The organism is Paenibacillus sp. FSL L8-0644, from assembly GCF_038008165.1.
Taxonomy (GTDB): Bacteria; Bacillota; Bacilli; order Paenibacillales; family Paenibacillaceae; genus Paenibacillus; species Paenibacillus polymyxa_D.
Genome location: NZ_JBBOYN010000001.1, coordinates 1,108,422 through 1,121,214 on the forward strand (window position 1 = coordinate 1,108,422; position 12,793 = coordinate 1,121,214).

A 12,793-nucleotide genomic window follows, 5' to 3' on the forward strand; every position below is an offset into this window, starting at 1 on the left:
CAGGGGTAGTGAAATAGGCTACCCCTACTTACATTATGGAGATTGCATGATAAAACCTAATATATACAATTGGCATGTAGCCCGGCTGACCGATCATTTTAGTTGTGGTGCAACTGTTGGTCAGCCGCTTACTATCCTGTTTATTGATACAGGCGTCGATAAATCCCACTCAGAGATCCAAGGTAATCTAGTTGAGGCAGAATGCAAGTCATTTGTACCTTATGAGCCTTGTCTAAGCGATTACGTCGGGCATGGTACACAAATGGTTAGCTCTGTTACCGGCAAATATATATTGAAGGGGATATGCCCTTTCGCTCGGGTTGTTGTCTACAAAATTACGGACAAAAAAGGAATAAGCAAGCTTGAATGGTTGTATAGAGCGCTGGAAGAGGGTATTGCTAAAGGATATCCAATTATCAACGTCAGCTATCGTACAGAATATGAGGTCGACTTATTCGAGTTCAATAGGTTTCAGGCTTTGGTTGACTGCGCCAATGCGCAAGGCATATGGGTAGTCTGTTCCGCAGGAAACGATGGACGCGATATTACGCAGGAGTACAGAGTACCTGCGAATTTAAAGGGAGTATACCCAATTGGATCAACTAATAAGAACGGGGATATCTCCGGGTTCAGCAATACGCTCAACGATCAATTTTTTGCGCCGAGTGGTGATGAGTATGAAATCAATTACAACAATGATTGGGTAATGGTTGCCAAATCGAGCTTCGACACAGAGGATTACTTATATGAAGTGCTGGGATTTGACAAAGCATACACAGTGGGTATCGGTACGAGTATTGCCAGCGCCTTATTCAGCGGAGTTGTTGCCTCTCTTAGCGGAGAGCTTATCGCGCAGGGGATGAATGCCGGACGCACAGAAATGGAGTGTCTGCTCCGTCAAGGCGCGAGACTGATTGATGTTCAGCGGAATTATTATGAAGTAAGCCTTGCCGGTTCAATTCGTGCTTTAAGACAGATGAGAGGTTGATTGCATGTTGGAGAACTTTGAAATCTCGGAAAATTACATGTACCGGAAAACGTTGCTTGGCATGGAGCATTATACGCAGATATTTGATCATGAACAACTAGATGATGATGAATACCTTGACAGACTTGTACGGTTCGTTCAGCAGCAGGGGTTGATAGATTCCATTTATGTCTCCAGCCCCTCGACCTACGCTGCACTGCAAAGCCTGGAACAAGGCAGAACATTGAAGTCCAAAAAAAAGCGGAATCTTATCCTAAGTCTAAGCAAGTTCATTTCGCGGGCAATTTGTAGACCAACACCGTTTGGACTGTTCGCGGGAGTAGGCATTTCCCGATTTGGAAAAACGGGAGGCGCCGGGGAACATGTCGTCTGGGCAACTCCGGATTATAGCCTAATTTACCGCTTAATAGGGCTTTTCCATGGGGATGCGGATGTCCGCAATGAATTGAGACTGAGTGTAAATAACACCTCTTACATTGACCATCACAGGCTCGTCATCTCTTATCAGACTCTGTTTGCAGCAGATCAGGAGGAACGAAGCACTGAAAATATATCTATTCTCAAAACCCCGGTCATAGATTTCATCATGAAGATCCTTGATAAAGAGCAGCAGACTTTTCTGCAGCTTATGCAAGCTATAAAAGACGCCTTCGGCGTGGATGACACGATCAGCACAGATTTTTTGCAGCAATTGATAGAACAAGGCTTTTTGGTAAGTGAGATGATTCCCAATCCTCGGGATAGCGCTCCTCTGGCGCATCTGATACGTACACTAAAGCTGCTTGCTACTCCCAAGGCAGCATATTACTCAGATATTTTGGAGAGAGTTGGACAAGCCATTCAGGACATTACAGTTGCTGCGGTCAAACGCGAAGGCATTGAGGCTGTCCGAAAACTAGTCCAGCTTATCCTTCCCGATTATCAGGGCGACTTGGTCAAAATAGACGTAAGACTGAATCAGGTAAATGAAATTCTATTGTCGGACAGCGATAGGCAATCGTTGGCCCAAATAGCTTCAATATTGAGCATGCTTTCTACGTACAGGAAAGAGGATACACTTTCCGACTATCGTCAGCAATTTACTGAGAAGTACGGAGTATATGAAGAAGTGCCCTTATTGCAGTTGTTCAGTAAAACCTTGGGGCTCGGCAAACCTGAAGAGTACAAGAGCCACTACCAGAACGGAGATAAGTACAGGCACAAGGATGAAGGCAGGTTCCGACAGCTTAAGGCGCTAATTGCGGAGTGGCAGACCGAAGCGCTTGTCAATCATTCGGATATCGTGCTTGACGAGGTCAAAATCCAACAGCTGTCTGAATTGAGTCTGGAGAATGTCCATGTCTCGTTCGATTTGTATTATTCCTGCATGGAGAATGAGCAAGGTGAAGTTACGTTTTATTTAAACAACAGAGCCGGATCATTGGAAGCGTGTCAGAGCTTCGGAAGATTTGCCTACATGTTTGACAAGGATAGCCGTGATGAAATCTTCAATTTTGTCAGGAACCCGAAGGATCAGAAAGCAGGGGAGAGCGCCGCTGAAATCTCATTTTACCCATTCAGTCCCAAAATAACTAATATTATGACGGCAGGCCCGACACCAGACCAATCTATGGATATGGCCACGTTTCCCGAGAATCGGAAATTAGATGTTTCCCAGCTGCTGGTAGGGGTGGAGGATTCGGGATACTTTTATCTGAAGCACAGGGAAACAGGCGAACTGGTATTTCCCAAACTCAGCAGCATGTACAATACAGAGCTGGCGCCTTATCTGATCCGGTTTCTGAATGATATTAATCTGCAGTATCAGACCGGATGGTCCCATCTGGAGGAGTATCTCTATGATTCTTCTTTTACACCGAGAGTAACCTATAAAAATATCATCATCTGCCCCAAAAAATGGACATTATATGCGGATAAACAGCTCCAGAGCGAAGAACAGTTTCTGTCCTTTCTGGAGGATTGGATCATAAAGTATAACATTCCGCGATATGTATATTTGGTGGAGCTGGACAATAAGCTGTTGCTGGATTTGGATCGCCATCATCATCGAAAGCTTTTGCACAAAGAATATACCCGGAATCCGGAAGGCAAGGCGGCCGTTATTATGGAAACGGAGAAAGAATTGTTCGCTTCCGCTAACCGATATATGGAGGAGTGCGTATTTTTTTGCAAAAGCCCGATGTTTCAGTACTTGCCGATAGACAGATTGTCTGCACAGGCTACCGATAAAAGCTTAAATAAAGTGCTGAGTTCTTCGGTGAATGCCGTTTATTATCCAGGTTCAGATTGGATATCCCTGCAGGTATATTACAATCAGGAAATGCTAACCGATTTGCTGGGCAGTGCATTTAAGACATTCATGGACAATAGCGCCGAGTACTTCATTGACCAGGTTTTTTTTGTCCAGTATGCAGATAAGGAGCCGCATATCAGGCTAAGGTGCAAAATGTCGGGAAGCGTAGAGCATCAGCGTTTCACGGCCTTGAACTATGTTTTTGATTTCCTGAATACTGTAACCTCGTCCGGATTGGTTAGTTCCTATTCGGTTGTTCCTTACCGGCCTGAAATTTTGCGGTATGGCGGCGCAGCCTTCATTGAACAAGCGGAGAGGTTATTTGCTATCGATTCTTATCTAGTTTCAGGCTATTATGCAGGCAAGAGGTCAATTAATGCAACCGATCAGATGTTATTTTGCTGTACCGGACTTTTTGAGGTTGTGAACTGCGCGTATCCGCTGGCAGAAGATCAATTGAAGGCTATGGCTGCGATTATTGATCCAAAGAAATTCAGACAGGAGTATCGGGAACACAAAGAAGCGCTATTCCAAAGAATTCAACAGACCCGTTCCATATCCTTGCCAGCAAGCGATACAGGCGACAGGTTGCGGCAATACGCTGCATATTTCACGGCTATCCGGGAAGCTGACGACAGAACCAATTATTACGATGATATTATGTTCAGCATCATGCACATGTTCTGCAACAGAGTGTTCGGCCTGGACCGGGAAAAGGAAGAGCTTGCCCTACACCTGTGCTACTACAGTTTGGAAGATTATTTACAGGTAAGCAAATACCATGTTGCTTATTGAGGAGGAGCTTATGGCGGTCAAACAAGTCCCGGGAAATTTATCTGAAATAGTCAGACAAAGCGCAGAAATTTACAAAGATATAGATACTGTAACCCTGCTAATCAAGAAGCACGCCATGCATGATTACCCTGAAATGGAGCTGATATCATTGGCTTCAGGATATCCCGGGATCAGCCTTCTTCTGGATAAACTAGATGAAGTCTACCCGGGGGAAGGGTGGGATGCGCTTGCTTTCAAGTACAATCAGGAGATTGTGCGCTTAATCGGCAATATACCGTTCCATTCATTGTCACTGTATACCGGATTGGCAGGTGTTATTTATCTGTTCAACGAGTGTTCAAGAGGTTCAACAAGATATACGAATGTGCTCTCACAGACGCTGGATATGTTTCTTAGCAGCTATGGGGAATTCTATGAGGAGACAAGGGGGAAATTGGAAGACTCCTTGATTGAGGATAGCGACTTGGATTTGATTTCAGGATGGACGGGGATTGCAGCTGCATTAATGGAGGTTAAGGAACGCCAAGACAGATACGCTGGGAAGCTGGATGCGGTGCTCCTTAAGATCCTTCAACTGATTACGGATGCTGTAGGCAAGCTGAGACATTTCGGGGAACTCCCCGAACAGACCATTTACTATAATCTTGGCATGGCGCACGGAATTACAGGAGCCATTAATTTGCTGGCTGTTGCACATCTCCGCCGCTACCCGTTAACAGGATTGAGAGAAGTACTGGAAGTTGCCAAGACTTTTCTACTCGGAAATATCAGAGAGTGGAACGGCACCCTTGTCATACCTAATATGTTCACACCGGATGAATCCGCAGAGACTAGTCGGAATCCAGGTTATCACAGAGATGCATGGTGTTACGGCACACCGGGAGCTTCTGTGGCTATGTTCCGGCTGGGATTGGCCCTGGAGGACAAAGCGCTGCAGCAGCAGGCTCTGCAATTGTTCAATACCGTCTACTCCAGACCAGATTCGCTAAGAAAGGTAATTTCACCGACGATCTGTCACGGCTATGCAGGCTTGCTCCTGATTCAGCACCATTTCAGCCGTACGGCAGCCATACCGTTCAAGAATGATTTTTTGCATCGTATGTTATCATACCGGAATACTCAAGAGGCAGTACCCTTTACAGACCTTGAGGGAAGCGTTGATGATCCGTTATCTCTCGATAAAGTAGGGCTGCTCGATGGATGTGCAGGTGTATTGCTGACACTGCTGACCTGTGATAATGAGAACTTGAGTACATGGAAGCAGATGCTGGTATTTAGCTAAAAGGAGGAGACGGTAATGTTCATTTTATTAAAAGAAATTATTACAGTCATGGTGGGACTGATTACCGATTTTCTCTCTTTTCAACTGGATGCATATTTTTATATTTGGTTTCTGGTCCTGTTTATTTCAAGCTTGGCAGCGACCCTGGTTCAACGAAGCGAAGGGACTATTACCTACAGCACAGCCGAATGTGTCGGAATAAATGTGCTAGTTGTCGTATTATACCTAGTAATCGGTACAATTTTGGCCAGATACTTTGCAAGTTTTGAGGATCAGCAGATTGTTGCTGGAGATAAGATTATGCTGTATAAAATTTCTTTTATGCTTACATCCGCTGTAATTATAGTGGATATTATACTAGATAGGTTGAAGAGAGGGCGGAAATTCTCCTACTCTTTGGAGTTTCTTGCCGGAAGCGCCGTGTGCTTCTTACTGTTCCAATTAAGCAACCAAACGGACTGGATAGGAACCAAGCTGTCGCTCTCCTATATTGTCATGGTAGCGATAGCCGCAGGTGTCTATACAATGGCAATGAAGTTTTTGCTAGAATACGAAAATCACAAAGAGAAATAGGTGATTAAGCCATAATGGAATTGAATATGGAGAGCACGGCATATAAAAAGATTGGTGAAGAAAAACAAACGGCCCATTCCTTGCTGGAGTTAATCAAAATTGCGAGATGGCCCAAGCTTGCGCTTGCTTGGAGCATCGTATTTACACTGATTTCCGCCGCTTTTTCATTAGTATTGCCGATCATTACAGGCAAGCTTGTCGATAAGATCTCAGCTATGGAGCTGACGATCCAGACCGCAGCTGTGCTTATTTCGCTGTTTCTGGCCGGAGGGATTTTAAACGCCGTGTCTTCTCTGCTCCTCAGATATGTGGGGAGCAAGTTTTTTCAGGAACTGCGACTGAAAATTTGGGAAAAAATTATCCATTTGCCGGTTAATTATTTTGATAACAACGAGAACGGCAAAATCATCAGCAGAATGACGAACGACCTTGCTATTGTAAGTAATTTTCTGGCTATCACTCTGCCTTCTATTCTGGCTGATGTCCTGATGGTCACTGGTTGCATCATCATGTTATTTGTGTTGGATTGGAGATTAATGAGTGTACTCGTTGCTCTGATTCCTATAACGGCGCTACTAATCTATCCCATTGGAAGAAGGATGAATAGAGTAGCGATTGAGGCACAGGATGCAGCCGCAGATTTTTCCGGTGAGTTATCAAAAATTCTCTATAACATCAGATTCATTAAAGCGACGACGTCGGAAAAGCTTGAAATGAAATATACTCGGGAGATACTTGGACGTATCTTTCGCTTGAACATCAAAGAGGGAATATTGTCAGCTGTCATTGAGCCGATTGTAACAATTATCATCATGCTAGCTTTGGTAGGAATGTTTTGGTATGGAAGCGCCGGCATTGCCGCTGGACATATCACTACAGGTACTTTGGTATCCATGATCTTTTATTTGTTTACAATGGTTTCGCCTCTGACCCAGCTCAGCAGTTTTTTCTCGCAGTATCAGAAGGCCAAGGGAGCAAGTAAGGAAATTTATACTATATATAACCAGCAGGATGAGAAGCAAGAAAAGTTAGGCAGTGTGCCGGACATGAAAAGTCATGATCAGAATTCGGATATCCTGCATTTTGCCAATGTTTCTTTCTCGTACAACCAGGGCCAACCGGTATTATCCAACGTGGAGTTAACCTTCAGAGGCGGTACCACTACAGCGATCGTAGGGCCTTCCGGCTCGGGAAAAACAACAATATTTTCTTTAATAGAGAAATTTTACTCAGAATATAATGGAGAAATCTATTACAATAATGTATATTTGGATAAGATTAGGACGGAAGAATGGCGTCGCAAAATATCCTATGTTATGCAGGATAGTGACTTACTGGTAGGATCAGTGAGAGACAATCTGGTATATGGCCTAAACAGAGACGCGGATGACCATGAGATTTATGCGGCTCTTGATACAGTAGGCTTGAAGGAGGTAATTTATCAATTACCGGATGGTTTGGATACCTTTGTTGGAGAAAGGGGAGTCAAATTATCGGGGGGACAGAAGCAGCGAATCCAGATTGCCAGATGCTTGCTTTCAGACCATGAGATTCTGCTGTTTGATGAAGCTACCGCCAATCTGGATAGCGAGTCAGAGCAGCTTGTACATGATGTAATCAAGCTTCTCTCCAAGAATAAAATGACCATTGTTATCGCTCATCGTTTGTCAACCATCTACAAAGCGGACCAGATAATCTTTTTGGATAAAGGAGAAGTAACGGGGGTAGGCACGCATCACGAATTAATGAGTTGGCATGATAAATATCGTGATTATGTTCAATTCCAGCTTCCTACACAATTAAGTTAGGGAGGGGCGGTGGCGTTGTATCATCAATTGTCAACGTGGATCATTGATAAATACTTTCAAGACGAAGAATTGGAAGCGGAGAAGCGTGCTTATGTGCTTTATTATCTAGAGAACATACTGGCTGGCACAGAAAAAATACTTCTTGTATTGGTCAGTGCCTGTTTGCTCGGTGTATTAGCCGAAACGGCTGCGATGCTGCTTTCCTATACAGTGGTCCGGCGAAAGTCCTTTGGCTGGCATGCTCGCAAGTCGCATCATTGCACCTGGGTCAGTCTACTGACCTTTGTGTTTGTTCCCTGGCTCTTAAAGGAAGTAGAATGGAACCGCTTTTTTTTGGCGACGCTCTGTCTGCTTTCTATCATTCTGATTGCCAGATACGCTCCGGCCGATACGGAGTGCAATCCATTGGTAGATCCGAAGTTAAGAAGAGCATGCAGATTACAAGCTATCTTTTTAAGTATAGTGTTTGTTTTCGTGGCCATCGCACTAGATTTTTATCCTTGGTTAATATTCGGGCTGTTTCTTGAAGCAGTCGTCATCACACCAGTATTCTATTCCATAATGAGAAGGAGTTATGCTAATTATGAACAATATCAAGAATATTAAAGAACACAGAAACAACCATACCCAGAGACTCAAGGCTAAGCTACTGGAGCATATGAGTAAAAGAGGTGAAGGAGGAGGGATTTGTTTCGGGTTGTTCTATGAACCAGTCAACCCAAAAGTTTGGAAATTGAACAAAAAATGATTACATCCGGCATTTATTTTTTGCAATACACCAGCTATCTTGTAATATATCATATGGTCAGCGGCAATGGTCTAAGCGTTTTCCGTATGAATTATAAGCTGCTGCTGTTTTTAGTCATGTATTATTTTATCGGAATAACAGCTCTGAATAACTTCGGACTGATTGTTTACCTATTTCTATTTGTGCTACTGGCATTATACGGGTGGTTGACCGACAAATATGAATCCTTGTGGGTCATAGGCTTCTACGCCATCCTTACCATCTTTATTACGACACTGCTGGGTTATTTCATAACGGTAATCAGCTATGCGGTTCCTTATGAATATAAAAACAAATGGACGGCGCCCTTCCTAACCGCTTGTTCACCTCCGCTGATCTACTTGGCGCTCCGAAAGCTTGTGTCTTATTTGTTTCCTACTCCGGCGGTCAGGCTTTTGAAGCTATATCGGATTAAGCTTATCGTCGGAGCTTCTTTAATCTTAGTCTTGGGGATCATCGGACTCGGACTCATTATCTATTCGGAGTGTGAAAGCAACAATCCGTATCCAAGCAGATTAAAGATTGTGTTGATGCTGATCGGCTTGACCTCCATCTTCCTGATGACGATCAATTGGCTGTATCGCTTCCTGCGTGAACGTGAGCTAGAGAAGAACAAGACGGAACAATACCTGCAGCTGGAGGCTTATATTATGGAGATTGAAAAAATGTACGAAGACATCCGCGGCTTCAGACATGACTATACCAATATCCTGTTAATGCTGGACGAGGGGATCAGAACTGGGGATTTGTCGATGATCAAGCGGATATATGAGAGTTCTATCCAACCTACTGCTTCACAGTTGAACGGATATTCCTATAGTCTGGATAACCTGATTAATCTGGACGTGAGTGAGCTCAAGAGTATTATTACATCCAAGGTGCTGGTGGCAAAGAAGCGTGGAGTTGACGTAAAACTGGAAATTGATAGCGGTATCAGTGAAATGTATATGGATATTATAGACCTTTGCAGAGTAATCTCTTGTTTCCTGGACAATGCAATCGATGCGGCATTAGAGACCTGCAATCCGTCCATAAATATTGTACTGATCCATGAAGACGATATTCAGACGGTGACGATACGAAACTCTTATAATCATTCTGCACTTGACGGGATTAAGGTGAATGATCTCTACAAACGGAACTTTTCAACGAAAGCGGACAATCGGGGTCTTGGCTTGTACAATATAGCAAAGGTGCTGCGCAGCAACAAGTATGTAACTTTGGATACCAAAAAGGAACCGGATTTTTTCACGCAAACATTAATTATAAAGAGAGCGACATCATGAATATTTTTATCCTGGAAGATCAGTTTATCCAGCAGCGCATAATGGAAAAGATGGTCCGTAAAAGCTGCGAGGAACTTGGCATCTGCTGCAGCAATCTCATTGTCACCAGTAAGCCGGATCTCCTGCTTTTTGAATCTAAAGCTTGTGCGAATAACTTGTATTTCCTTGATATTGAAATCTCGGGTTGCCAGATGAAGGGACTGGAAGTTGCCCAAGAAATCAGAAAATATGATATGTATGGGCATATTGTCTTTGTAACTACCCACGGTCATCTGTCTCCGCTTACCTTCCAATACAAGGTAGCAGCTCTTGATTTCATTATCAAGGATGCTACTCAGGATGAAATGGAAAAAAAGGTAAGAGACGTTCTTGCTGTTGCCCATCAAAGAAAGCCTGTGTTGGATGTCGATGATTGGTTTATACTCGACAATAAATTTACGAAATTTCAAATTTCCTTCTCCAGCATTTATTACTTTGAAACAACCGGTGTTCCCCACAAAATCCGTCTGGTTTCCGAAAACAGAACTCTTGAGTTTTACGGCGATCTGAAAGATATTGAGGCTAAGGACCCCAGGTTGTTCCGGTGTCATCGGGCATTTATCGTAAACCTGATGAAGGTGGAATCTATAGATAAGAGCAAGAAGGAGATCATTTTTCAAACCAATCAGAATTCCGGAGAAGCAAGGCGCATTATTCCCGTTTCCCGCCAATTGTTGAAGCACCTCTTAGATAAGATGGGAGACCGGAGCCTCCTGAACAGACCTGTTTACGAATAGAATAGATATGGAGGGCATAGTCCTTCGGGAAGAAAAGGGGAGGAATATGGAACAAAGATTATCCGTTCAAGCAGAGGTGAAGGGCATTGATGCCACCAGTTTAAAATTAATTGCAGTATTAGCAATGCTAATTGATCATATTGGAGGGCTATTTTTTGCCGATTTTTTGGGCTTTCAGGTGGTAGGCAGAATTACATTGCCTATCATGGCTTTTTTTGTAGCCGAAGGATATATCCATACCAGAAGCTTCAAAAAATATACAATACGCCTTGCTCTAACCGGGCTAGCCAGTGTGGTGCCTTACGGATTGGTATTTAAAGATTGGTATACTTCGGGAAACATCATGCTAACGTTGTTGATGGGCCTACTGGCAATATGGTTCTATGACAACACGACCAATCCTGTACTTAAATACTTGGCGATTTCGGCTCTTTGCGTAGTCTCTTTTTTGGGAGACTGGAGTGTAATTGGAGTGTTACTGGTTCTAGCTTTCTATGTCGCTCGCAAACAACAGAAGATTTACAACGGATGGATTATTGCAATAATTGCGCTTATGTTCATTTTCGGAGTCATCATTATATGGGCTGTTCCCGATTCGCTCAGCATCATGGGCATCAACGCCAGCACAATGAACGAATATCTTTATCCGTTTGCGATCGGCGGGGCCTGTATTTTTGCACTCCCTCTGCTATCCCGATATAATGGAGAGAGGGGAAAAGGCCCACGAACCTTTTTCTATTTGTTTTATCCGCTGCATTTGCTCGCGCTTTATCTGCTGAAGTTGGCTATTGATTATTACATATAAGAAGGGCTGTCTAATAAGTAACTAAAATAAAAAAATTGGACGGGAAACGACATGTTTTCCGTCTATTTTTTTATATAGTGCGATCGGTATGAATGATAACTTGGCGGTGAAAGTCCGTCAATATACGCAAAAATACCTTGCTTGGCCTCGTCCCGGATTTCATAACGATTAAGGTGAATCAGTTCTTTCTTCAGTATGCTGTGGAAGGACTGAACTCAATACAAGCATTGTCGAACACGACCGTAAGTAAGTGGTAAAATAGGTGTGTGATAGCGGTCCCACGGACTCTTCATATGTGTATGAAGCAGGGAATATTTTGAAGGTTGAAGGAGGAGCAGCATGAAGATTATGCCTTTACAGAAACGTGGAATCTCCGATAGTCGGCTGGCTCTTGGTTGTATGCCTTTTGGTGGAGAATGGAGCCATGCACCGTTTACGCAGGAGCATGTCGTTGAAGCGGAGAGAGCTGTAGAAGCTGCACGATCCATTGGGATTACGATGTTCGATCATGCGGATATTTATCGTATGGGGAAAGCGGAAGAGATTTTCGGTCAGATTTTAAAGGGACAGCCGGGCTTGCGTGAGCAAATCGTAATTCAGTCCAAATGTGGTATTTTTCTGCCAGATGGTACGCTTCCGGGCCGTTTTGATTTCTCATATGCTCATATTATGGAGTCCGTGGATGGGATCCTGAAGCGCCTGGGTACGGAATATTTGGACATCTTGCTACTGCATCGCCCCGATCCGCTGGTAGAGCCGGACGAAGTAGCGAAGGCGTTCAGCGAGCTTACGGCATCCGGCAAAGTAAGGCATTTTGGCGTTTCCAATATGAATGTAAGCCAAATTCGTTTTCTGGAGCGGAGCCTAACGGATCCGCTGATCGCTAATCAACTGGAGATGAGCCTGGCACATCTGCATTTTGTAGATCAGACCGTACATGTGAACCAGCAGGCGGGGACGAATGTACATTTTGGTGAAGGGTTGCTAGAATATTGCCAAACCGAGGATATTCAGCTCCAAGCCTGGGGACCGCTGGCGCAGGGACGTTTTAGCGGAGGTTCTTTGGAAGGGGCGCCTGAGCATGTCGTTAAGACGGCAGAGCTGGTGCAGAAGCTGGCTTCTGAAAAGGAAACGACACGTGAAGCGATCGTCCTTGGCTGGCTTATGAAGCATCCAGCACGGATTCAGCCTGTCATTGGCAGCGCCAATCCTGAACGAATCAAAGCATGTCAGGATGCGGAACGCCAGAGCGAGCTGATGACCCGTGAGGAATGGTATGAATTGTACGTCAGTGCGCGCGGACAAGCCTTGCCATAACTCGTTTAAAAGCCCTTTCCCTCGTCTCATTAACAGACGGAGGGAGGGGCTATTTACATGGATGTATCTCATATTTGCCTCAG

General features: G+C 44.1%; 10 protein-coding genes. All 10 read left to right on the forward strand.

Going from position 1 to position 12,793, the window contains the following annotated elements; all coding sequences use genetic code 11:
• Positions 1–46 precede the first annotated feature (46 nt).
• A complete protein-coding gene (locus NSS94_RS04995) occupies positions 47–988 on the forward strand; it encodes a S8 family serine peptidase (protein ID WP_209018268.1) in 942 nt (313 codons plus the stop codon).
• A gap of 4 nt (positions 989–992) precedes the next feature.
• Complete coding sequence (locus tag NSS94_RS05000) at positions 993–4,076, forward strand: lantibiotic dehydratase (RefSeq protein ID WP_341038814.1); 3,084 nt, start codon at positions 993–995, stop codon at positions 4,074–4,076.
• A 10-nt stretch (positions 4,077–4,086) separates the two neighbouring features.
• Complete coding sequence (locus NSS94_RS05005) at positions 4,087–5,358, forward strand: lanthionine synthetase C family protein (RefSeq protein WP_107735013.1); 1,272 nt, start codon at positions 4,087–4,089, stop codon at positions 5,356–5,358.
• A 15-nt stretch (positions 5,359–5,373) separates the two neighbouring features.
• Positions 5,374–5,931: a DUF5823 family protein gene (locus NSS94_RS05010; RefSeq protein WP_016819877.1), complete on the forward strand. Its 558-nt coding sequence runs from the start codon at positions 5,374–5,376 to the stop codon at positions 5,929–5,931.
• Between the two features lie 14 nt (positions 5,932–5,945).
• Positions 5,946–7,739, forward strand: coding sequence for an ABC transporter ATP-binding protein (locus NSS94_RS05015; RefSeq protein ID WP_081317629.1), 1,794 nt, complete (start codon positions 5,946–5,948; stop codon positions 7,737–7,739).
• 9 nt (positions 7,740–7,748) lie between these two features.
• Positions 7,749–8,345, forward strand: a complete 597-nt coding sequence (locus tag NSS94_RS05020; RefSeq protein WP_230585093.1) for an accessory gene regulator AgrB — start codon at positions 7,749–7,751, stop codon at positions 8,343–8,345.
• Between the two features lie 120 nt (positions 8,346–8,465).
• Entirely contained in the window at positions 8,466–9,812 is a 1,347-nt protein-coding gene (locus NSS94_RS05025; protein ID WP_245231541.1) for a sensor histidine kinase, read from the forward strand.
• A complete protein-coding gene (locus NSS94_RS05030) occupies positions 9,809–10,588 on the forward strand; it encodes a LytR/AlgR family response regulator transcription factor (protein WP_029517599.1) in 780 nt (259 codons plus the stop codon). The genes NSS94_RS05025 and NSS94_RS05030 overlap by 4 nt, the downstream gene beginning before the upstream one ends.
• A gap of 46 nt (positions 10,589–10,634) precedes the next feature.
• The gene (locus NSS94_RS05035) at positions 10,635–11,393 is read left to right on the forward strand and encodes a TraX family protein (protein WP_029517598.1); all 759 of its coding nucleotides are present in this window, start codon (positions 10,635–10,637) and stop codon (positions 11,391–11,393) included.
• Between the two features lie 339 nt (positions 11,394–11,732).
• Positions 11,733–12,710 (forward strand): aldo/keto reductase, encoded by a 978-nt coding sequence (locus tag NSS94_RS05040; RefSeq protein WP_341038815.1) that lies wholly within the window; start codon positions 11,733–11,735, stop codon positions 12,708–12,710.
• The last annotated feature ends 83 nt before the right edge of the window (positions 12,711–12,793 follow it).